General features: G+C 46.9%; 24 protein-coding genes and 1 pseudogene. 1 reads left to right on the top strand and 24 read right to left on the bottom strand.

Annotated elements, in window-relative coordinates; genetic code table 11:
* Positions 1 to 2 precede the first annotated feature (2 nt).
* On the bottom strand, positions 3 to 359 hold the full coding sequence (gene rbfA, locus SPTER_RS09225) for a 30S ribosome-binding factor RbfA (protein ID WP_144350139.1): 357 nt from the start codon (positions 357 to 359) through the stop codon (positions 3 to 5).
* 26 nt (positions 360 to 385) lie between these two features.
* Entirely contained in the window at positions 386 to 2140 is a 1755-nt protein-coding gene (infB, locus tag SPTER_RS25300; protein WP_281289512.1) for a translation initiation factor IF-2, read from the bottom strand.
* Positions 2141 to 2182: 42 nt separating this feature from the next.
* Here infB and SPTER_RS25295 point away from each other — a divergent pair, with 42 nt between their 5' ends.
* Positions 2183 to 3052 carry a hypothetical protein gene (locus SPTER_RS25295; RefSeq protein ID WP_246105543.1) on the top strand — a complete coding sequence of 290 codons (870 nt, stop codon included), beginning with the start codon at positions 2183 to 2185 and terminating at the stop codon, positions 3050 to 3052.
* Here SPTER_RS25295 and SPTER_RS25890 read toward each other — a convergent pair.
* The 22 genes and pseudogenes from SPTER_RS25890 to SPTER_RS09115 form a co-directional block, all read right to left on the bottom strand.
* Positions 3053 to 3121: pseudogene (locus tag SPTER_RS25890) on the bottom strand (translation initiation factor IF-2 N-terminal domain-containing protein); the annotation flags it as partial. It lies immediately after the preceding gene.
* A 43-nt stretch (positions 3122 to 3164) separates the two neighbouring features.
* On the bottom strand, positions 3165 to 3470 hold the full coding sequence (locus SPTER_RS09215; protein WP_144350137.1) for a L7Ae/L30e/S12e/Gadd45 family ribosomal protein: 306 nt from the start codon (positions 3468 to 3470) through the stop codon (positions 3165 to 3167).
* Positions 3467 to 3703 (bottom strand): RNase P modulator RnpM, encoded by a 237-nt coding sequence (gene rnpM, locus SPTER_RS09210; RefSeq protein ID WP_144352829.1) that lies wholly within the window; start codon positions 3701 to 3703, stop codon positions 3467 to 3469. Before rnpM ends, SPTER_RS09215 begins: the two co-directional genes overlap by 4 nt.
* A gap of 23 nt (positions 3704 to 3726) precedes the next feature.
* Complete coding sequence (gene nusA / locus SPTER_RS09205; protein ID WP_144350136.1) at positions 3727 to 4806, bottom strand: transcription termination factor NusA; 1080 nt, start codon at positions 4804 to 4806, stop codon at positions 3727 to 3729.
* A gap of 29 nt (positions 4807 to 4835) precedes the next feature.
* On the bottom strand, positions 4836 to 5294 hold the full coding sequence (locus tag SPTER_RS09200; RefSeq protein WP_144350135.1) for a ribosome maturation factor RimP: 459 nt from the start codon (positions 5292 to 5294) through the stop codon (positions 4836 to 4838).
* A 395-nt stretch (positions 5295 to 5689) separates the two neighbouring features.
* A complete protein-coding gene (locus SPTER_RS09195; protein WP_144350134.1) occupies positions 5690 to 9373 on the bottom strand; it encodes a PolC-type DNA polymerase III in 3684 nt (1227 codons plus the stop codon).
* Between the two features lie 36 nt (positions 9374 to 9409).
* Complete coding sequence (locus SPTER_RS09190) at positions 9410 to 10081, bottom strand: MgtC/SapB family protein (protein WP_144350133.1); 672 nt, start codon at positions 10079 to 10081, stop codon at positions 9410 to 9412.
* Positions 10082 to 10334: 253 nt separating this feature from the next.
* Positions 10335 to 12050, bottom strand: a complete 1716-nt coding sequence (locus SPTER_RS09185; RefSeq protein ID WP_144350132.1) for a proline--tRNA ligase — start codon at positions 12048 to 12050, stop codon at positions 10335 to 10337.
* A gap of 3 nt (positions 12051 to 12053) precedes the next feature.
* Positions 12054 to 13121, bottom strand: a complete 1068-nt coding sequence (gene ispG, locus SPTER_RS09180; RefSeq protein ID WP_144350131.1) for a flavodoxin-dependent (E)-4-hydroxy-3-methylbut-2-enyl-diphosphate synthase — start codon at positions 13119 to 13121, stop codon at positions 12054 to 12056.
* 14 nt (positions 13122 to 13135) lie between these two features.
* Positions 13136 to 14167: an RIP metalloprotease RseP gene (gene rseP, locus SPTER_RS09175; protein ID WP_144350130.1), complete on the bottom strand. Its 1032-nt coding sequence runs from the start codon at positions 14165 to 14167 to the stop codon at positions 13136 to 13138.
* A 24-nt stretch (positions 14168 to 14191) separates the two neighbouring features.
* Positions 14192 to 15352, bottom strand: coding sequence for a 1-deoxy-D-xylulose-5-phosphate reductoisomerase (locus SPTER_RS09170; RefSeq protein WP_144350129.1), 1161 nt, complete (start codon positions 15350 to 15352; stop codon positions 14192 to 14194).
* Between the two features lie 24 nt (positions 15353 to 15376).
* Complete coding sequence (locus tag SPTER_RS09165; protein WP_246105542.1) at positions 15377 to 16213, bottom strand: phosphatidate cytidylyltransferase; 837 nt, start codon at positions 16211 to 16213, stop codon at positions 15377 to 15379.
* The gene (locus SPTER_RS09160; RefSeq protein WP_144350128.1) at positions 16214 to 16996 is read right to left on the bottom strand and encodes an undecaprenyl pyrophosphate synthase; all 783 of its coding nucleotides are present in this window, start codon (positions 16994 to 16996) and stop codon (positions 16214 to 16216) included. It abuts the gene before it with no gap.
* 116 nt (positions 16997 to 17112) lie between these two features.
* Positions 17113 to 17283 carry a DUF362 domain-containing protein gene (locus tag SPTER_RS09155; RefSeq protein WP_144350127.1) on the bottom strand — a complete coding sequence of 57 codons (171 nt, stop codon included), beginning with the start codon at positions 17281 to 17283 and terminating at the stop codon, positions 17113 to 17115.
* Between the two features lie 3 nt (positions 17284 to 17286).
* A complete protein-coding gene (locus SPTER_RS09150; protein ID WP_144350126.1) occupies positions 17287 to 17487 on the bottom strand; it encodes a hypothetical protein in 201 nt (66 codons plus the stop codon).
* A gap of 4 nt (positions 17488 to 17491) precedes the next feature.
* Positions 17492 to 18052 (bottom strand): ribosome recycling factor, encoded by a 561-nt coding sequence (gene frr, locus SPTER_RS09145; protein ID WP_144350125.1) that lies wholly within the window; start codon positions 18050 to 18052, stop codon positions 17492 to 17494.
* The gene (gene pyrH / locus SPTER_RS09140) at positions 18049 to 18777 is read right to left on the bottom strand and encodes a UMP kinase (RefSeq protein WP_144350124.1); all 729 of its coding nucleotides are present in this window, start codon (positions 18775 to 18777) and stop codon (positions 18049 to 18051) included. Before pyrH ends, frr begins: the two co-directional genes overlap by 4 nt.
* A gap of 140 nt (positions 18778 to 18917) precedes the next feature.
* Positions 18918 to 19565 (bottom strand): translation elongation factor Ts, encoded by a 648-nt coding sequence (gene tsf / locus SPTER_RS09135; protein WP_211367527.1) that lies wholly within the window; start codon positions 19563 to 19565, stop codon positions 18918 to 18920.
* A 69-nt stretch (positions 19566 to 19634) separates the two neighbouring features.
* The gene (rpsB, locus tag SPTER_RS09130) at positions 19635 to 20333 is read right to left on the bottom strand and encodes a 30S ribosomal protein S2 (RefSeq protein WP_144350122.1); all 699 of its coding nucleotides are present in this window, start codon (positions 20331 to 20333) and stop codon (positions 19635 to 19637) included.
* Between the two features lie 253 nt (positions 20334 to 20586).
* The gene (locus tag SPTER_RS09125) at positions 20587 to 21078 is read right to left on the bottom strand and encodes a DUF6115 domain-containing protein (RefSeq protein WP_170233221.1); all 492 of its coding nucleotides are present in this window, start codon (positions 21076 to 21078) and stop codon (positions 20587 to 20589) included.
* A gap of 87 nt (positions 21079 to 21165) precedes the next feature.
* Positions 21166 to 21510 (bottom strand): hypothetical protein, encoded by a 345-nt coding sequence (locus tag SPTER_RS09120; protein ID WP_144350120.1) that lies wholly within the window; start codon positions 21508 to 21510, stop codon positions 21166 to 21168.
* A gap of 35 nt (positions 21511 to 21545) precedes the next feature.
* A complete protein-coding gene (locus tag SPTER_RS09115; protein WP_144350119.1) occupies positions 21546 to 23168 on the bottom strand; it encodes a flagellar assembly protein A in 1623 nt (540 codons plus the stop codon).
* Positions 23169 to 23191 lie beyond the last annotated feature (23 nt).

The raw sequence follows: 23191 nt of genomic DNA, 5'->3' as shown, positions 1-23191 counted from the left end.
TGTTATTGATTGCCTTCTTCCTGCTTAATTTTTAAAATAAGTTCCTGAATTCGCGCACTATATTCCAGTGTTTCATCAAGGTGCAACGATAATTCGGGAGCAAATCTCATGCGAATACGTTTCCCTATTTCAGCCCGCATATAGCCTAATGATTTCGTAAGTCCGGTCCAGGTCTCTGCTTTTTGATCATCGCTGCCCATAAGGCTGACATATACCTTGGCACTGCGTAAATCGCCAGTGGCTTCCACTCTGGTTACAGTTACGAAACCAATCCGAGGGTCTTTAAGTTCAGTCAGAATCAGCTTACTGATTTCCTGCTTGATAAATTCCTGAACCTTTTCTACCCGCAATTGTCCCATAATAATTCCTCCGCTACATAATACACTTATCCCTTAGGGGCAACTTCTTCCATGGCAAAGGCTTCAATGATGTCGCCTTCTTTGACATCGCGGAACTTTTCAATCGTTATGCCGCATTCAAAATTCTGGGCAACCTCTTTAACATCATCTTTGAAACGCCGCAGCGACTCCAGCTTGCCTTCATGAACAACAATTCCGTTCCGGATAAGCCGCACCTGGGAGTTACTGGTTATTTTCCCTTCAAGTACATAGGAGCCGGCAACAACCGCTTTAGGAACAGAGATTACCTGACGTACCTCGGCCCGGCCCAACGTGACTTCCTTGAACTCGGGCGCCAGCATGCCTGTAATTGCCGCTTCCACGTCATTAATTGCATCATAAATAACCCGGTAGAGCCGAATGTCTATTTTTTCATTATCCGCAGCCTTGCGGGCATTGCCGTCAGGGCGGACGTTAAAGCCAACAATCAGCGCATTGGATGCCGCCGCCAGCATGACATCGGATTCGTTGATAGCCCCGACGCCGGCGTGAACAATATTGACCCTGACTTCTTTGTTTTTAATGTTGAGCAGCGACTGGCGGAGAGCCTCGATCGAGCCCTGAACATCGGCCTTAACAACGATGTTAAGATCCTTAAGGCTGCCTTCCTGAATCTGTTTAAATAAATCATCTAAAGAAACCTTTTGTGACTGCTTGATTTCCTCAGTACGTTTTTTGGCAATGCGCTTTTCGGCAATAACCCGGGCGGTCCGTTCATCTACAGCTACCAGTGTGTCGCCGGCCTGCGGGACATCAGCCAAGCCAAGTACTTCCACCGGGGTAGAAGGTTCAGCCTTTTTCACTTTTTCGCCCCGGTCATTTACCATCGCCCGCACCTTACCATAGGCTGTACCGGCAATAATTGTATCACCAATGCGCAGCGTGCCTTTTTGCACCAGGACTGTGGATACCGGGCCCCGGCCTTTATCCAGTTTGGCTTCAACAATTGTACCATAAGCAAGACGATTGGGGTTTGCTTTAAGATCCAGCATCTCCGCCACTAATAAGATCATTTCCAGCAGTTCGTTAATACCCGTTTTCTGATGAGCAGACACTGGCGCCATAATCGTATCGCCGCCCCAGTCTTCAGGTATTAACTGATGTTCGGCTAACTGTTGTTTAACCCGGTCCGGATTGGCACCCGGGCGGTCCATTTTATTAATGGCAACAATAATTGGTACTTTGGCCGATTTAGCGTGATTGATCGCTTCAATCGTCTGCGGCATAACACCGTCATCCGCAGCTACGACCAATATGGCAATATCAGTCACCTGGGCACCGCGAGCACGCATGGCCGTAAAAGCTTCATGCCCCGGGGTATCCAAAAAGACAATTTTCTTCCCCTGGCACATTACCTGATAAGCACCGATATGCTGGGTTATGCCGCCTGCTTCCTGCGAAGTAACATGAGTCTGCCTGATAGAGTCCAGGAGTGAAGTTTTGCCATGGTCAACATGCCCCATAACAGTAACAACCGGCGGCCGGTAGACCAGGTCTTGCTCATCATCTTCAATCTCAGGAATTTCTGTCGGATCTTCTTCCGGTGGAATTGCCTCTACTGCCACCCCAAATTCACCGCCTAAAATACTGGCAGTATCAAAATCAACTTCCTGATTGATGTTAACCATTGTCCCCAGCATCATCAGTTTTTTGATTATTTCCCCGGCTTCGCGTCCCATTTTACCGGCAAGGTCTTTAACGGTAATCGATTCCCCGATTTTAATGCTCTTAGGTTTTGGCATCTCAGCTTTAACATGGGGTGCTGCCTGATTTCTGGCAGACTGATGCCTGTTTTGGCTGGGACGTTTACCCGGGCCCGAACTACCGGTATTCCGGGAATTGGCGGCCCGGCGGTTATTGTTCTGAAATTGCGAATTTGGTTGTCCCGGCCTGTTCTCAGACCCTGCGCCGGGCCGCTGCTGGTTATTGCTGTAGTTTGGCCGGTTCGGCTGCGGCTGGTTACTGTTAGTACCAGGCCGGTTTTGCTGCGGCTGATTATTATTGTAGCCCGGACGGTTTTGCTGCGGCTGATTATTGTTATAGCCCGGACGGTTTTGCTGCGGCTGATTATTGTTATACCCCGGACGGTTTTGCTGCGGCTGATTATTGTTATAGCCCGGACGGTTTTGCTGCGGCTGATTATTGTTGTAGCCCGGACGGTTTTGCTGCGGCTGATTATTGTTATAGCCCGGACGGTTTTGCTGCGGCTGATTATTGTTGTACCCCGGACGGTTTTGCTGCGGCTGATTATTGTTGTAGCCCGGACGGTTTTGCTGCGGCTGATTATTGTTATAGCCCGGACGGTTTTGCTGCGGCTGGTTATTGTTATAGCCCGGACGGTTTTGCTGCGGCTGATTATTGTTATAGCCCGGACGGTTCGGCTGGCGTTGCTGATTATTGTAATTGGCGCGGTTCGGCTGCGGCTGCTGGTTATTATAACCCGGACGGTTCTGTGGCTCCGGACCATTTGTATGTACCTCTTTTGCAGGCTGTGGACTTTTTTGTTCGTTCCTGGCAGGCTGCACGGCACGTACAGGCGCCGGTGTCTGTTCAGATACTCCTGTTTTCCGGGCAAAAGTCCTTTCCACTGCCACCTTGGCATCGTCATCCACACTACTCATATGGTTTTTGGCAACTATACTATGCCGTCCTAAAATATCTATAATTACTTTGCTGGTCGTATTATATTCCTTGGCTAATTCATATACTCTGTATTTGGACATTGATCCACCCCCACTTTCTTTCTCTCCCACGGCAACATAACGTTTACTCTTCGAGAGTCTTGACTACTGACTTTACAAAACCTTCATCGGTTATTACCACAGCGGCCCGTAATGCTTTACCGATAGAACTGCCTAGCTGTTCTTTGGATAAAGTGCAATAGACAGCAATATTCCGGGATTGGGCCTGATATTGATACTCTTTTTTTGTACTGGCCGAGGCATCGCCGGCAATAATCAGCAGCCTGGCTTTACCTGATTTAAGAGCACCCTGAACGGCAAAATCACCAGAAACTACTTTGCCTGCTTTTTGGGCCAAGCCCAAAATTGACATAAGCTTTTGTTCATTCATTCTATGATGCCAGCCCGGAGAGCATTATAAACATCGGCAGAAATCTGTTGCTTAAGCGCTCTTTCCAGTCTTTTTTCCTTAAATGCTTTGGCCAAACACGGTTGACTCCGGCACATATATGCACCCCGGCCGGCTTTTTTTCCGGTTGGATCAAGCACAATCTCCCCTTCCGGCGACCTGACAACTCTCAGCAGTTCCTTCTTGGCTTTCATTTCCTGACAGCCAACACACATTCTGAGCGGAATTTTTTTGGGTTTCACACCAATTCCTCCAGCACGGGGCTTGAAGCGAATGCGGGCGCTTGGGCAGCCTGTGATTCACTCTTGATATCGATCTTCCAGCCGGTAAGCTTAGCGGCCAGACGGGCATTTTGTCCTTCCTTGCCAATCGCCAGTGACAGTTGGTAGTCAGGCACGACCACCCGTGACATCTTTTCTGTTTCCTGGACTTCGACGGAAACTACTTTGGCCGGGCTTAAGGCATTGGCTATATATTTTGCCGGATCGGCGTTCCATTTGACGATATCAATTTTTTCCCCTTTTAACTCGTTGACAATCGTTTGCACCCGCATCCCCTTATGGCCCACACAGGACCCGACCGGATCAATGGCTTCATCACGGGAATAAACAGCAATTTTAGAACGCAAGCCAGGTTCACGGGCTACTGACTTTATCTCGACAATACCATCGTGAATCTCCGGAACTTCCAGTTCAAACAACCGCTTCAAAAGCCCCGGATGGGTTCGGGATACCAGGATTTGCGGTCCTTTAGTGGTTTTTTTCACCTCAACAATGTAACTTTTCAGCCGGTCGCCATGTTTATACATCTCATCCGGAATCTGTTCAGATGGGGCTAAAATCGCTTCCGCTTTACCCAGATCAATAAATACATTCTTCTGTTCCAGCCGCTGAACAATCCCTGTTACAATATCGCTTTCCCGATTGGAAAACTCTTCATAAATCATGCCCCGTTCAGCTTCTCTGATTCTCTGCACTACCACCTGTTTGGCTGTTTGCGCGGCAATCCGGCCGAAATTTTTCGGCGTTACTTCCAGTTCGACCACATCGTCCAGTTCATAACGCGGATCAATTGCCTTGGCTTCACTCAGCGATAATTCAAGGCGGGCATCACTAACCTCCTGAATTACATTTTTTCGTGCATATACATGTATCTCACCGCTGGTCCGGTCTAATGATACGCGAACATTTTGCGCCGAACCAAAATTACGTTTATATGCTGAAATCAGGGCAGCCTCAATTGCATCAAACAGTATCTCAGGTGCAATTCCTTTTTCTTTGCCTAATTGCTCAAATGCTTGCATAAATTCTGCATTCATTAACTATTCCCCCTATTCAATTTTCGTTCTTAAAACTCAATATACAGCCTGATGAGGGCAACCTTAGTTTGCGGAATACTCATAGCCTGCCCGTCAACCTCAATCTGAATATTACCGTCTGCCAGACCAATTAAATTACCAGTGAATAACTTTTGACCAGCGATGGGCTCATATGTCTTTATTTCCACTTTGTCACCAGCGTGGCGGATGAAGTCCCGTTCTTTTTTGAGCGGACGGTCCAGACCTGGTGAAGAAACTTCAAGATAATAATGATCTTTTATTAAATCGGTCTCATCTAATTTACTTTCAATCTGTTCGCTAACCCATTGGCAATCATCAATTTCAATGCCGGACTCTTTATCTAAAAATACCCTTAGATACCAGTCGCGTTCTTTAACGTATTCGACATCTACCAGTTCAAGATCACTTTCGGCGATAATGTCAGCAACAAGCTTTTCCACAACTGCTTCTATTCTTTCTGTCGACATGCCTTGTCAACACCTCCGCTTAACGGCTTTAGTACTTCATCTTCCTCAAAACCAAGGATATTTTGCGCATCTTTTCCCGCACTGCTTCGTTGTCGTCGCCTTACATATGTCCGATATGCGCGGTTCCTCCGCCTTGCATTGCGAAAAAATCTACGCAAACTATTCCATCGGTTTTAAGAAAGAGAAAGTACTAGCAGCCGTGACTGTCTCTTATTTTGTATTGTTTCCTGATATCGAACCCCTCATACCTAATTATGGTAAGAACATTAACGCCGGAATAAGATGAAAGAGTGGGTGCCCGGTACCCACTCTTGAAGAAGTCAAATACTTTTATACTGCAATTATTATACCATTAAAATGGTAATCTTACAACCGGCTTTAGTCAAATTATTAAGTCAGGCAAAAAGCATGATCTGATCAGTATCATCAAGGCCGGCCAGGCAGCCGTGGTTTTTCAGAATATCAATAACCGTTTTTGAAACCCGGCTGCGTGAGCGGATATCTTCAATGGATGAAAACGGTTTATTTTGGCGGGCTGCTACAATATTATGCGCGGCTGATTCACCGAGTCCCTGTAATGAACCAAGGGGCGGCAAAAGACCGTTATCAACAATCTGGAATTTTGTGGCATCCGATTTATATAAATCCACACGGTGGAATACGAACCCGCGCAAGTACATTTCATGGGCCATCTCCAGTATTGTCTGGATGCTTTTCTCTTTCACGGAGAGTGTATTCCCTTTTTCCTCCAGAATCACCAGCTCAGCTTTCAGGGCCTTTTCCCCCCTGATAATCAGATCAGCATCAAAATCGTTAGCCCTGACCGTGAAATAAGCGGCATAAAAGGCCAGCGGATGATGCACTTTACAATACGCGATGCGAAAGGCCATCATGACATAGGCGACAGCATGGGCTTTGGGAAACATGTATTTTATCTTTTGACAGGATTCAACATACCACGCCGGCACATTTTTCGCCCGCAGCTTCTCCACATCGTCAGACTTCACGCCCTTGCCTTTCCGTACACTTTCCATAACTTTGAACGCAACCTGAGGATCTACGCCCCTATGGATAAGATAAACCATAATATCATCCCGGGCTGAAATAGCTTCCGACAGTTTGGCCGTACCATTTCTAATCAGATCCTGCGCATTGTTCAGCCATACGTCGGTGCCATGGGAAAAACCGCTGATCCGCACTAGTTCACTAAAGGTCTTGGGCTTGGTGTCTTCCAGCATTTGCCGGACGAATTTAGTGCCAAATTCAGGTATGCCAAAGGTGGCAACCGTGCTGTTAAGGTCATCAGGGGTTAGTTTTAGCGCCCTGGTTGATGAAAACAGGCTCATCGTTACCGCGTCATCAAAAGGAATTGTTTTGGCATCAATCCCGGTCAAATCTTCCAGCATTTTAATTACAGTCGGGTCGTCATGCCCCAGAATATCAAGCTTAACCAGCCGGCTGCTGATGGAGTGATAATCAAAATGAGTTGTGATCGTTGCTGAATTTTTGTCGTCTGCAGGATATTGAATGGGCGTAAAATGATGTACATCCATATCGCGCGGTATAACCATAATACCACCCGGATGCTGTCCGGTGGTCCGCTTAACACCGGTGCAGCCGCCCAGCAGCCTGTTTATGTGGGCATTGCGGGCCGCAGAGCCTTTTTCGCTTAGATAATTCTTAACAAATCCATACGCTGTTTTTTCAGCAATTGTCGCAATTGTCCCGGCCCGGAATACATTGTCGCGGCCAAATAACTCTTCTGTGTATTTATGAGCCACAGGCTGATAATCGCCGGAAAAGTTGAGATCAATATCGGGGACCTTGTCGCCATGAAAACCCATAAACACGGCAAAGGGTATATCATGCCCGTTTTTCTCCATTCGCAGCCGGCAGTGCGGGCAATCCTTGTCAGGCAGATCAAAGCCGCCGCCGTAACTGCCGTCAGTAATAAATTCACTATACTTACAGGCCGGGCAGCGCCAATGCGGCGGCAGGGGATTAACCTCCGTTATCCCTGTCATCGTGGCGACAAAAGAAGACCCTACCGAACCTCTTGAACCTACCAGGTAACCGTCGTCCATCGACTTTTTAACAAGTTTATGGGCAATTAGATATAAAACTGCAAACCCGTTGTTAATAATGGAATTCAGTTCATATTTGAGACGGTCGGACACCAGTTCCGGCAATGGTGTTCCATACAGCAATTCGGCCTTTTTATAGGACATGTCTTTTATTTCTTCTTCAGCGCCGGGGATTTGCGGCGAGTATAGCTCTTCCGGAATCGGTTTAATCACTTCAATCAGATCATTAATCTGCCGCGGGGTTTCTATTACCACCTCATACGCTTTGTCAGGCCCGAGATAGCTGAATTCAGCCAGCATCTCCTCCGTTGTCCGGAAAAAAAGCGGTGGCTGCTGATCAGCATCATCATAGCCCTGCCCGGCCATAAGGATACGACGATATATCTCGTCTTCCGGGTTTAGAAAATGGACATCACAAGTGGCAACAACCGGCATGCCTAGTTTTTGCCCAAGGCCGCAAATCCGTATATTAATATCGCGTAACCCCTGTTCATCAGCCACTTTGCCTTTGCGCAGCAGGAATTCATTATTGGCGGTTGGTTGAATTTCAAGATAGTCATAGTACCGGGCAATACTGATTAATTCTTCTTCATTACTCCCGTTGATCATCGCCTGAATGAGTTCCCCCGCTTCGCAGGCCGAGCCCAGTAATAAGCCGTCACGATAGCCGTCAAGGATTTTTCGGGGTATACGCGGTTTACGGTGCAGGTATCTGAGATGTGAAATTGACACCAGCCGATAAAGGTTGCGCAAACCAATGTTGTTTTGCGCTAAAATGATAATATGCCGGGATTGGTTGATATCCTCATCAAACAAATACCCTTCCATCCCATAAATGACTTTAATACCGGCATTGCTCGCTTCCTCATAGGCTTCGGGAAATGCCTGTACTACCCCGTGGTCGGTAATGGCAACTGCCGGATGCCCCCAGCTGGCAGCTGTCTTTATTAAGTTTTTGGCTGACACAACTGCATCCATGGCACTCATACGGGTATGGGCATGTAATTCAACCCGGCGGACAGGCGCAGTATCCTGGCGGGCGGCCTTTTTTTCCACTCTGCACATACTGTCGGCAAATAATATCAGTTCATTGGCAAATCTATCGTACTGAACCATGCCTTTAACAATGACCTGCATGCCATTGTTAATCACACCGGCTGTTTTATTGTACTGCTCCTGGTTATCAAAAAATACCTTGCCACTGATACCGTCGGTTTGATCAACAAGGTCAAAGGTAAGTAAAAACCGGCCTGACTTTAATTCTTTTAGCTCGTGGTTAATAACCTGGCCGGTAAGGGTAACATTGCGCGCTTCTTCCTGGATAGCACTGATCGGCTGCAGCGAATCGGCGGCCCCTCTGATATTGCGGCCAAATATAACCGGATTATCATTGGCCTTAGCCTTAGCCTGGGGTGCAGCAGCTTCACTGAGGGCTTCTTTATACTCCGGCGTCAGGAATGCATCATCGCCCGGAGCGGCCGGCTCTTCTGAAACTGAATTGATGAACCGGACTTCACACCGGCGGCCAAACTCCTGCCAAATAAAGGCTTTAACAGCCTGTTCAATACCGCGGTCTGTTAAGATGGCGGTGGCCAGTTCACCGGCAGTCTCGATTGTCAGTGTTTCTTCATCAAGGACCCAGGAAGCGTTTAACAATAAAGGTTTTACTGCCTGCTGTCCCTGCACAACCTGTCCGGCAAACTGGGACCAATTTTGCGTTAAATACTGTCTTAGGTCTTTAACCTGTTGATTAAACAGGACTTTGCTTAAGCCGCATTTCTGACATAAATGTGCTGCGGCAATATCCAGAATTTGCGTTGAAATCCCTGTGACAACAGTTATATCTATCGTCCAGGCCCCGGTGGCAGGATTGATTTCAACCTTATTTACCTGCGCTGCTTTTAATAATTCCCGGCTTACCGGATCAACCGGTAATTGGTCGACAAACAGGAAAAAGCTCTGACAATTTTCTGGTATAATACAATAACTCGGCATCAAAACCTCTCCTATCACGAACTGGTCACTCTCATTTTAACATGATTTATTAAGGGAAAGCACGCCGTCAATTTCGGCCAGTTCGGCGAATATTTGCAGCATATCGGCCTCTGACGGGATTTTTAGGACAAACTCTAAATTTATTATTTTTTGTTCAGGAACATGCTGCATCGTTATATTTTTTATGCCGATACCGTGTTTGCCAAAAAACATACCTACCCGGCCAAGTTGCCCGGGCTGGTCGCGGATCACCAGCTTAACCCGGTCACAGTATTTATTGCTCCAATGGCGCCGCTCCATCTGACGAAATAACACCAGTGTCAGAAATACCAGCCCCGTGCCTGCAATACCGGCAAAAAACTGCCCGCAGCCAATTGCTAAGCCGATGCCGGCAACTACCCATAAACTGGCAGCCGTAGTAAGGCCTGTAACTGTTACTCCTTCCCGCAGAATGGTACCGGCCCCCAAAAAACCAATACCGCTGACAACCTGGGCGGCAATCCGGCCAGGATCTTTGTTGACAGACTCATAACCGGCAAAGCCATAGATAGATACAATCATCATTAAGGCTGAGCCGATACATACTAAAATATGTGTACGTAAGCCGGCAGGACGCTCCAGGCTTTCCCGCTCAAGTCCGATCAAGCCGCCTAGAATACAGGAGATACCTAACCGTAAAACAATATCGATTTCACTAATAGGAGCCATATCATCACCCTTCCTGTACGCATTTACGGGCTAACCGCAGTCCAAGATGATGGAATAAAGCAAAAGCAGGTTACAAATTCACGCTTAGAGGCAAATAGATAATTAAGAAAAGACTTGGCTTGTGCCAAGTCCTTTAAGACGACGGCAGAAGCCTTAGTCGTTCTTATGTCCACAGAATTTATTTATAAATTCTGGTAGACTCAAAAAGCGTGATAGCCAGGCATCACGCTTTCGAGTGTAAAGCTGCATCCAGTTACAGTTTGGCAAGCAATTCCCTGATCCCCTCAAGATAATCCTCCGGGCTAAAATAAAGTGTCTCACCTGTACGCCGCACTTTAACCTCAATTAGATTTTCACTGATGGTTTTGGGACCAATTGTAACTTTCAGTGGATAGCCAATAAGATCTGCATCCTTGAACTTAACACCAGGCCGTTCGTTACGGTCGTCAAGCAAAGCTTCCACACCTTGAGCGCACAACTCGCCATATATTTTTTCCGCCCAGGCCGTCTGGGCTTCATCCTTACTACTGACAGGAATAACCACTGCCTGATAAGGAGCAATCGGTACCGGCCAGATAATTCCATGCTGATCATAATTTTGTTCAACAGCAGCTGCCATGGTCCGGCTGACGCCCACCCCATAACACCCCATAACGATAGGCCGTTCTTTACCATCTTCACCGATAAAGGTCGCTTGCAGGGCGGTACTGTATTTAGTAAACAATTTGAATACCTGCCCAACCTCAATCCCCCGCGCTGTTTTTACCGGCTCACCGCAACGCGGACAGGGATCATTGGCCTGAATCAGGCGGATATCGGCAATAATTGCCGGCTTAAAATCACGGCTGGGGTTCACATTACTATAATGCAGATCACGTTTGTTGGCACCGCATACAGCATTGTACATATTCATAACTGTGGCATCGGCAACAATAATGACATTCTCGCTGCCGTCAAGACCTACCGGTCCTATATAACCGGCGTGGCTCTGTAAAATACCGGCTATCGCCTCATCGTTGGCCATATCAAGCTGTAGACAGCCAACCTGGTTCAGCAGTTTAATTTCATTAACCTCATGATCTCCCCGGACCAGCGCCAGAACAACACTGCCGGTATCGGTACGGTAAGCCAGCGTCTTTATCGTTCTTTCCGGGCCAACGCCCAGGTATTGGCTAACATCAGCAATGGACTTAGTGCCTGGTGTAGCTTTTTCGGTCAGGGGCAGGCATTCTTCAGCCTGAGCCTGTACCGGCTGGAGTTCTGCTTTTTCGACATTAGCAGCATAATCACAACTGCCACAGTAGCTAATAGCCGCTTCTCCGGATTCAGCCAGCACCATAAATTCATGGGAACCGCTGCCGCCGATAGCGCCTGAATCGGCTTCTACCGCCCGGAATGTCAGGCCGCAACGGGTAAATATCCGGGTATAGGCATCGTACATTTTCTTATAGCTTTGGTCAAGGCCTGCTTCATCGCGGTCAAAGGAGTACAAATCTTTCATGATGAACTCACGGCCGCGCATCAGGCCAAACCGGGGTCTGATCTCGTCCCGATACTTATTTTGAATCTGATACAGCAGCAGGGGCAGCTGACGGTAAGAGCGGACCTCACCCCGCACCAGAGTTGTAATCATTTCTTCATGGGTTGGTCCTAAGCAGAAGTTACGGTTATGCCGGTCTTTGAGGCGAAACATTTCCTCACCATAAACGCTCCAGCGGCCAGTTTCCTGCCACATTTCAGCCGGCTGAATGACCGGCATCGCCAGTTCCTGACCACCTTTGGCATCCATTTCTTCGCGCACAATTGTCTCAATTTTCTTAAGTACCCGCCAGGCCAGCGGCAAATAGGAATAAATACCACCGGCTGCCTTACGAATAAAACCGGCCCGCAGCATCAGCTGATGACTTATAATTTCGGCTTCCGCCGGGGTTTCTCTTAAAGTTGGTGCAAATAGTCGGGAAACACGCATAGACTAAATCTCCTCCTTAATAAGCTTATCAATCTCAGCAAACAATGCACTTACAAGTTCAGCTTCCGGTATCTTGCGGATGATTTTACCTTTACTGAACAACAATCCTTCGCCTTTGCCGCCGGCAATGCCAACATCAGCCTCCTTGGCTTCACCCGGACCGTTGACAATACAGCCCATTACAGCGACTGTAATCGGCTTAGTTACAAATTTAAGCTTATCTTCCACGATTTCAGCAATAGGTATAAGATCAAGCTGGCACCGGCCACAGGTTGGGCAGGATACCAGGGTGGGGCCCGCCTGTTTAAGACCCAGCGATTTTAGAATTTCATTAGCTACCCGGACTTCTTCCACCGGGTCGCCGGTAAGGGACACCCGGATTGTATCACCAATCCCCTGGGCCAGCAACGCCCCGATCCCCACGGCCGACTTTACCGCACCGGAACGCACTGTTCCTGCTTCCGTTATACCTAAGTGCAGGGGGTAATCTGTAGTCTCTGACATAAGCTGATAAGCGCTGAGTGTAAGTGGCACAGCATGAGCTTTCAACGATATTTTAATAGCAAAAAAGTCATGCTTCTCCAAAATATGTATATGGCTGAGAGCACTCTCCACCATGGCCTGAGCCGTTGGCCGCCCGCCATATTTGGCCAGCATTTCTTTGCTGAGAGAACCGGCATTAACGCCGACACGGATGGGAATACGCTGTTTTTTAGCTGCCTCGACAACCATTGCTATATGCTCGGGATTGCCAATATTACCAGGATTTAAGCGCAGCGCATCAACCCCCCGTTCAATCGCGGCAAGCGCCAGACGGTAATCAAAGTGAATATCGGCAACAAGCGGGACATCAACAGCCAGTTTTATTTGCTCTATTGCCAGGGCCGCGGCCATATCGGGCACGGCCACCCGCACGATATCGCAGCCGGCATCAAGCAGCCGCCTAATCTGGGCAACAGTGCCGGTTACATTGTCGGTACGGGTATTGGTCATGGATTGTACCGTAATCGGGGCAGAACCGCCGATAACAACTCTGCCCAATTGCAGAGAACGTGTTTGGTTGCGTTGCATACACTCTCACCAGCTTAAAACAATTTTAATCGCGATATATCCTTAAAAGTTGCCACAACGAACAGCAGTATCAGTAAAGCAAAACCAATCATTTGAATAAACTGCATTTGATTTCTATTAAGAGGTTTGCCGCGCACGCCTTCCACCGCCAGGGTTACCACATGCCCGCCGTCCAATACCGGCACAGGCAGAAGATTAATTAACCCCAAATTGATGCTTAAAAAAGCGGCAAATTGCAATAACGGGATAACCCCAAGCTGCGCCACCTCGCCAGCCATTTGGGCAACACCAATCGGACCGGCAACATCGGCGGCAGTCTTGCCTGTAACCATTTCGCCAATGCCGATAAGCATAGCCTGCGCAACGACGAAGGTTTGTTTAGCCGCCAGGCCTGCCGATTCTGCAAGTCCGGGCTGGTATTTATCAATATGCGGCGTCACGCCAATGATGCCCCGTTTCCCCTTTTCATCATATTCCGGCGTGAGTATGGCAGTTTTTCCTGTCTCAGAACCGCGTGCATAAGTAATGGTAAGCTTCGCTCCGGCACTACCCTGGATAACGCTGACAAATTGACGCCACGAATCTATCGGGGCCCCATTAACGGCAGTTACCCGGTCACCTGGCTGCAAGCCGGCCATGGCTGCCGGTTTTTCCGGAAAAATAGCACCGATTAAGGGCTGATTCGATGGAGTATCAACGCCGGCACTCACAAATACAATAAACAACAAAATAATAGGCAGCACAAAATTCATGGCTGAACCGGCCACAATGACCAGCATCCTGGCCCAAATCGGTTTAGCGCTGAAGGAGCGCTCATCCTGCTCTTCATCAGGATCCATACCGGCAATTTTGTTAAAGCCCCCAAGGGGTATAATACGTATGGAGTAGACTGTTTCGCCGATTTTCCGGCTTATCAGCTTTGGTCCAAAGCCAATAGCAAACTCATCAACTCTCATACCAACACTTTTAGCGGTAATAAAGTGACCCAGCTCGTGAAATAAAATCAGTAAACCAAAAACGAAAATAGTCGCTACCAGTGTAGACAAACTTTCACCAACCCTTCAAATATGTTACCGTTTTCTGAGGTCTGCCACTACCTCCTGCGCACGGACGCGGGCCCAGGTATCTGCCAGATAAATCTGGTTCAAATCGATATTAAGGACATTTATATGGCTTTCAATAGTATAGCCTATAACCTTGGGGATATCAAGAAAACTAATTTCGCCATTTAAGAAAGCAACTACAGCCACTTCATTGGCGGCATTGAAAACACAGGGCACTGTCCCCCCGCTTTTGCCGGCGTTATAGGCTAACGCCAAGGCCGGAAAATTAATAATATCCGGCTTCTCAAACGTCAAGGCCGACAGGGCTGTAAAGTCCAGGCGCGGATAACTTGACGGCATACGCTCCGGATAGGATAATGCATACTGGATTGGCAGCCGCATATCAGGCATACCCATTTGGGCCAGGACACTGCCATCAACAAACTCAACCATCGAATGAATGATACTTTGCGGATGAACGCAAACCTCAATCTGGTTATACGCTACATCAAATAACCATTTTGCTTCAATAACTTCCAGGCCTTTATTGGCTAATGTGGCTGAATCAACAGTAATCTTGCGCCCCATAGACCAGTTGGGGTGGTGTAAACAGTCAGCTACAGTCACATTTTCCATTTCCGGGACAGTCCGCCCCCGGAACGGTCCGCCTGATGCCGTCAGAATAAGACGGGAGACCTGGCTTTTATTCTCACCCTGCAGGCATTGAAAGACGGCACTATGTTCACTATCCACAGGATAAACACTGACATTGTACTGCTTAGCCAGCGGCATAACAATTTCGCCGGCAGCAACTAAGGTCTCCTTGTTGGCCAAGGCAATATTTTTTCCGGCTTTGATTGCGGCTATCGTTGGTCCCAGGCCGGCAAAACCTACAAGCGCTGTCAGCACCGTATCTGTGTGCGGAAAAGTAGCTGCTTCCAGCAGGCCTTCTTCACCGGTTAAAATTTTTGTTGGCCCGTGATAACCGGCAGCCAGCCGGTCGGCCGCCTGCTTATCAATCAAAACGGCCACTTGCGGTTTAAAATATTCTATTTGTTCAGCCAGTAACTTATTACTTTTATAAGCAGCCAGCACCGTAACTTTATATTTATCCGGATTAGCGGCAATAACATCCAGTGTCTGGGTCCCTATTGACCCGGTACTTCCTAAAACTGCGACATGTAGCATAAAGAAGATCTCCTGTCTGTAATTCTAAACGATAATAAAAACCTTAACATAATAATATACTACCGGTGTAGCAAACATAATGGCATCAAAACGATCAAGAACGCCCCCGTGGCCTGGCAAAAGCCGGCCTGAATCCTTAACGCCGGCAAAGCGTTTCAAGGCAGATTCCGTAAGGTCCCCCAGCGGAGCGGCAATACCTACTAGCAGGCCTAATACAAAAGTATGTATAGCAGGCAAGCCAAACAGCATTCCCATGGCAGTTATTCCCATAATACTGCCAACTAAACCCCCGGCTGCCCCTTCATAAGTCTTCCCCGGACTGATGGCCGGACATAATTTATGGCGTCCCAGGGTAGAACCGACAAAATAAGCCAGTGTATCACTGGCCCATGTCCCGACAAAGGCTAACCATAGATAAGCTGCTCCCGCCGCTAAGCTGCCTAATGCTGTGGGTATGTATTGATTGGGCTCAGTAAACCGCAGCAATAGCAAATGCGAAAATGGCAAGCTTACATATAACGTCCCCAGCAGGGTAACAGCAGCTTCGACAAGCCCATAATTTTTATGGCATAATACAGTTTTGACCATTGGCACTAAGACAAGCAGCAAAATTACCATAATGAACTCCTGGGCATTGCCAAGCCAGGCACAGCCTAAAACTAAAAGCACACCCAGAAATCCAGTAAGATAGTGAACCTTTATATTCTTAACCGCCATCATTTTAAAGAACTCATGCCAGGCAACCAGTGCCAGTAATGCTGCCGCGGCAGCAAATATCCATGTCCCGTAATTAATAATATATACAGTTATTGGAATTCCAATAACTGCTGTTACAATACGCTTACCAAGCAATGTAGGCACCTACCGTTTTTTTGTATTTTTAATGCCGCCAAACCGGCGTTCCCGCTGCTGAAATTCATATACAGCCTGTACTAAGTGAACTGGTTTGAAGTCCGGCCAGTTAATATCGGTAAACCAAAATTCAGTGTACGCCATTTGCCATAATAAAAAATTGCTAATACGATAATCACCACTGGGCCTGATTAATAAATCCGGTGCCGGCAGGCCGGCAGTATATAAATTTTCTTCAATAATTGATTCATTGATATCTTGTAAGGCCAGTTCTTTATGTACTGCTTTTTCAGCAATTATTTTAACAGCCCGCAAGAGCTCCGCCCGTGCGCCGTAGTTTACGGCAAGATTTAAAATTAAGCCGGTATTGTGAGCAGTTTGCGCCTGAGCTTTTTCTATTTTCTTCTGCAGGCCTGGTGCCAGTCCGTCAATGTTGCCGATAAAGCGAATTTGTACATTATTCTGGTGAAGTTCATTAATTTCATTATCAAGGTAATCTGCCAGCAGGCTCATGAGCAACTGTACTTCATCAGCCGGACGGCGCCAGTTTTCGGTGGAAAATGCATACGCCGTAAGGGCCTGTATCCCCATTTCGGCAGCTGCCTTGACAATTCCCCGCAGGGCTTCAGCCCCGGCCCGGTGACCCAAAGCACGGGGAAGTCCTTTTCTTTGCGCCCATCGTCCATTGCCATCCATAATGATTGCTATATGCCGGGGGAGTTTCTCATGATTAATTTTATCATAATTATTATGTTCCCCGGGCTCACTTCGACTAAACCATTTCTTCCACACGCTAAGCCCCTCCGCCAAACTATTAACTGTAATCAATATCAGAATTATCCCCGAAATCTAGTAAATCTAGCCAACGAATACCAAATTTAAACCCCCTCTTCCGAGGGGGATTTAAATTATTCCGGAGCTATAATTGCACCAGTTGGGCAAACTGCTGCACAAGCGCCACACTCAACACATTCATCAGTGATGGTGTAAACCGGCTCACCCTCTTTGATGGCTTCAACCGGACAAGTTGCAGCACAGGAACCACATGCAACGCATTCATCTGTAATTTTGTAGGCCATTCTTTAAAACACCTCCTTTCCCATTTTTGCAGCAACCGTTAACTTATAAATACCAGTATCATCTAATTGCTGCCTAATAACAAAAAGATCATCTTGCAGCTGGAACGTCGTGCGTGCCGGTTTAGTAACGGTAACGGTATAGGAAAGTTTAGCTTGTTCCAGTTTTTCGATAACCTTAATTAGCGGTTGCGCAACTGTATCCACACTGTTACACTTCCATTATTTCTTTTTCTTTTGCGGACATAATCAGCTCTACTTCTTTAATATATTTATCTGTCAGCTTCTGAATATCATCCTGAGCCTTCTTGACTTCGTCTTCCGAAACGCTCTTGTCTTTTTCAGATTTTTTAATACCTTCATTGGCATCACGCCGGAGATTACGAATAGCGACTCGGGCTTCTTCCGCTTTTTTATGAATTACCTTAACGATCTCTGTCCGCCGCTCCTGCGTAAGCTGGGGAATAGACAACCTGATAACTACACCATCACTATTAGGCATCAACCCCAAATCTGACTTTTGGATCGCCTTATCAATCGCATTAATCATCGTTTTTTCCCATGGCTGAATAATAATCATGCGGGGTTCAGGCACCGAAATATTTGCTACCTGGTTTACAGGTGTCGGTGTACCATAATAGTCAACCAGCACCTTTTCCAATAGGGACGGTGTTGCTCTCCCGGCCCGCAGGCTACCATATTCCCGCCGCAGATTTTCCAACGCTTTTTTCATTTTATCTTCATGGGCAGCATAAATCTCTTTGACTATCATTTCTTTTCTCCCCCAACGATAGTTCCAATATCTTTGCCTAATGCCGCTGTTAATATATTGCCTGGTTTATCGATACTAAATACTACAATCGGTATTTTATTATCCATACAGAGTGAGGTAGCCGTCGAGTCCATAACACCTAAACCGCGCTGCAACACCTCAATATATTCAAGCTCTTTAAACTTTTTAGCATTAGGATTATGCCGGGGATCAGAATCGTATACCCCGTCGGCATTCTTTTTGGCCATTAAAATGACATCTGCTTCAATTTCCGCTGCTCTGAGGGCAGCAGTCGTATCGGTAGAAAAATAAGGGTTACCCGTACCGGCAGCAAAAATAACTACGCGTCCTTTTTCCATATGGCGTATCGCCCGGCGCCGGATATATGGTTCAGCTACCTGCTGCATGTTAATGGCACTTTGTACTCTGGAATCTACACCACAATGTTCAAGTGCATCCTGCAAAGCCAGCGCGTTCATAACCGTAGCCAGCATACCCATATAATCGGCAGTGGCCCGGTCCATGCCTTTGGCACTGCCGGCAAGACCACGCCAAATATTCCCACCGCCAACAACAACAGCCACATCCAGCTGACTTGCTTTAACTTCTTTGATCTCTCTGGCAATAGCATCAACCACAACCGGATCTATCCCATAGCCTTGATTCCCGGCCAGGGCCTCACCACTTAATTTTAAGACAATGCGTTTATATTTACCTGCAGCCAATAGAGGGACCTCCTTTAATAACATTTCTACAAATAGAGAATAAATCCTTTATTTGGAACAATATTTTTTTCTTCTATCAGAAAATTTACCCGGGGCAGGGCGTATTTTCTTTAGAAAAAAGAGAACACTAAGTGTTCTCTTTATTTCTTAACCGCAGCCATTACCTCCGCTGCAAAGTCATTGGCTTTTTTCTCAATCCCCTCACCCAGATGATATCTGGTAAAGCGGCGAACTGAAATATTCTCGCCAATTTTAGCCACGCTGGCAGTGATCAGCTGAGTTATCGTTTTGTCCGGATCCTTGATGAACGGCTGTTCCAGCAAGCAGGCATCTTTATAGAATTTCTCCAGACGGCCTTCAATCATTTTTTCCACAATATGCGCCGGTTTACCCTCATTAAGAGCCTGAGCCCGCAGGATTTCCCGTTCATGGTTGAGTATTTCTTCCGGTACTTCCTGACGGGTAACATAAGTGGGGTTAGCAGCTGCTATTTGCATAGCAATATCCCGTACTAATGCTTTAAAGCCATCAGTCTTAGCCACAAAATCCGTCTCACAGTTAACTTCAAGCAAAACACCAATACGTCCTGCTCCGTGTATATAAGCTTCAACAAGCCCTTCGGAGGCAACCCGGCTGGCTTTTTTGGCAGCAGCAGCTAATCCCTTTTCACGCAAAAAATCAACAGCCTTTTCCATATCACCATTCGTTTCAGTCAGCGCTTTTTTACAATCCATCATACCGGCGCCAGTCCGTTCCCGTAATTCTTTAACCATTTCAGCCGTTATCATTTTAATCCTCCTAACGATTATTAAAGGTAAGAGGGCAAAATCCCCTTACCTTTAATCTGCAAATAATAATTACTCTGCCATCTGCTCGCCTTGGCGGCCTTCTAATATGGCATCGGCAACTTTTGCGGTAAGTAGCTTGACAGCCCGGATGGCATCATCATTGCCTGGAATAATATAATCAATTTCATCAGGGTCACAATTGGTATCGACAATACCGACGATAGGAATTCCCAGATTGCGGGCCTCAGCCACAGCGATCCGCTCTTTCCGGGGATCAATAATAAAGAGAGCACCGGGAAGTTTGTGCATGTTTTTTATGCCGCCAAGAAATTTTTGCAGCCGTTCCATCTCATGGCGCAAAGTAATGACTTCTTTCTTGGGCAATACTTCGAACATGCCTTTTGCTTCCATATCTTCAAGTTCACGCAATCTGTTGATGCGTTTTTGAATAGTCTGGAAATTAGTCAGCATACCACCAAGCCATCTTTCATTCACATAAAACATTTCACATCTGATAGCTTCTTCTTTTACCGCTTCCTGAGCTTGTTTCTTAGTACCAACAAACAGCATAGTTTGTCCCTGGGCAGCCAGATCACGGACAAAATTATACGCTTCCTCTACCTTTTTTACTGTTTTCTGCAGGTCAATAATGTAAATACCATTGCGCTCCGTAAATATGTACGGGGCCATTTTAGGGTTCCACCTTCTGGTTTGATGTCCGAAATGAACACCGGCTTCCAAAAGCTGCTTCATAGAGATTACTGACATAAACTTGCACCTCCTGTTAATTTACCGCCGCAATCCGCATTTTTTGCTTTCACCAGATTTGGCACAGTAGCAAAATTAGATTGCGTGTGTGATAACACCAAAAATTAGTATAGCATACCTAATTGCTGATAACAAGTCATATATTCTAAAAATATTTGTTTGACTGCTCTCTGGACCTCAGGCTAAGCGGCAGGCAGGCTGACAGCCTGCCTGTAAAAAATCTTTATTTGCTAGGATATGTTGCCCATAATGCTTATTTTTTATGCAACTGCAACAACAGCATTATTTCGCCTTTCCCGCTACCGGTAGCCTTTGCAATCTCGGTTACATTATAACCCTGATCGGCCATTGCCATAATAATCCGGTGCCGTTCATGATTCACCGGCTCGGGGGGCATTGGCTTGCTATCAGCTGTCACTGTCTTAGCAAAAGCACTGACTGTTTCCGGCTGCTCAGCCGTCCCCGTTATACCATTAATACCGGCAGCGGGAATAATCTGATTCTGTTCGATGGCAGCCGGGACCTGTTTACGGCCTAATCCGTTTAATTGCTGAATGGTTTTGTTGGCTTCTTCAACCTGCCTGTTAAGCATGGCCATTTTAGCTTCGGCTTCCTCCAACAACAATTCAAGCTGCATCGCCTCATCCTCCAGCCGCTTAACGGCTATGTCGGCCGTTTGCTCGAGTTGCTGAGAAAACTCATTGGCATGAGCAGATATGTTAAAAGTAAACATTTTTATAAGCATTTGCTTTTTATAGATCAGGAAAAAAGCTAAAAGTACCAGGGCAAGCAGGGAAATAATCACGCCAGTAAGCAAAATAGCACCTCGCAGTTACGTTTTTATATCAATAATATGACCAAGGACAGGATCTTGACCACTAACCGGATTCTCTTTTTCGTCTGTTTCCACTTGATTCGCAGCAGGTTCCTGGCGCGGATAGCTACTCGAGGAACGCTCGTCCTTTGTCTCATCACGGTTCACTCGGCCGCTCTGGCTTTTTTCTATATCCTGAACCTGATGCTGCCTTACTTCTGCCGTTTTTTGCATTTGTTCAGCCATCTGCTGTTGCTGTAATGTACCTTGTTGAGCAATTGTATTCTGGTGTTTTTGGACTTCTGTTGCTCTTGGAATAAGCACCTGCATATCAATCGATCTAATGCTCACTGCCATCACCATCCAATCATAAATCTACTTTGATTGGTAGATTTGCGCTACTTATAGGAACCTGTTTTTATTTCGCCGTCTTCCGCATAAAAGGTAGCAAATTTAATGGGATCCCGCACCGGTTTTACCAATGTGCCGACAACCAGTTTTACCCCCGGATAAACAGTATCGGCAACTTTTATGTGGCCGTAGCGCATCTCTTCGAATACAAGTTCTATTGCCGCAGTTCTATTGCGCATAGCCTCCAGTTGCCCAATTAAATGGAACTGGGCTTTAGTCAGTTTCAGCAGCATTTCCCGCTTATCCGGCGGCAGTGAATTTTGATTCATGGCTTTCAGAATAGTAAGGGCCTTCTGCGTCTGTTCAAGATTAAATTCGACTTTTCTGACTTCTTTGCGGATCTGTTGGTATTCTTCCCGCATTTGCGGGTTTACACCGACCTCAATATCCGTATTGGTCGCTGAACCGGTACCCACCGTTTTTGCTCTGATTTCCTCACCGGCCACTATCTGTCCGCCAACGATCAGACCACGGCGTTCTTCGACGACAACCCGCTTGGCAGCACTTACCTTGCTATGTAAGACAACATCGCTGACAATAACATCTTTGCCTGCAGACACTATGGCATTCTCAATATACTTGGCCACGATATTTTCCGTAGCTTTTATATAACCCCGGTGCATGCCCTGAATTCCCATCCGGACAATAATATTTTTTCCTTCAATAATCCCGCCGCTGACATTGCCGGCAATCTCGACATTACCTTCAGCCTTCACAGAAAAGCCGGTTTGAACCGAACCTTGGATAATAACATTGCCGACAAATTCAATATTGCCTGTAGATAAGTCAACATCACCCTTGACCTCTATAACCGGTATTACATTTATTTTGTTATTAATAACAACAAGTTGGCCGGCTTGGCCGGCATGTACTTTCAGACCGTCGACCGCATACACGTTTTTCCCGATTGGCAACAGCACGTCTCTGCCTGGTTTAGCCGGAACTTCATTCCCTAAGATATCCCTACCGGCAGCCCCTGGTGTAGGCGGAATTTTTTCTGCCAGCAACTCATCTTTGGGAACAGTAGTAAACATATTTAAATTTTTAAAATCCACCCGGCCGTCTTCCAGTTCAACAGGCCGTCCTTTGCTTTCCAGGTCGACATGGTATGTAATATAGGCATTAGCCCCATCAACAGGCCGCAACCCTTTTGCACATACCACAGTGCTGCCGGGGCGGGCCAGAGCTGCATTGATCGCCTCAGGATCAATGCCGTAAACGATGCCGGCCGTCTTAATCCTATTCATAATATCCTCAGGGGTCACCGGCCGGCACCCTTTGGGCAGGGTTACCTGTAACTGAGCTTCCATTCGATCACGGGCCACCAGAGTTTGTATATCAGCTTCGACCTCAACCGGCTTGTCTGCAATCTTTACAGGGGTTCCCAGGGCTTCTTTGACAACACGTATCAGCAAGGCGTTATCGATTTTACTAATCCCGCGCCCTCTAAAATTCTCAACAATTTGTGGAACTTTTACCGGCTGGCCTGCACCTTGCGGGGGATAAACAGATAAATGGACACCCTGCTCATCTTCCGTAATATTAAAATATCCGTCAAGTGAACTCATGTTAGCCTCTAGCTGCTCTAAAAAGTGTTCATCTGAACTCATACATACCCCCCCATCTGAATTAC

The organism is Sporomusa termitida, assembly GCF_007641255.1.
Classification (GTDB): Bacteria; Bacillota; Negativicutes; order Sporomusales; family Sporomusaceae; genus Sporomusa; species Sporomusa termitida.
This window is presented reverse-complemented; position numbering and strand designations above follow the sequence as displayed.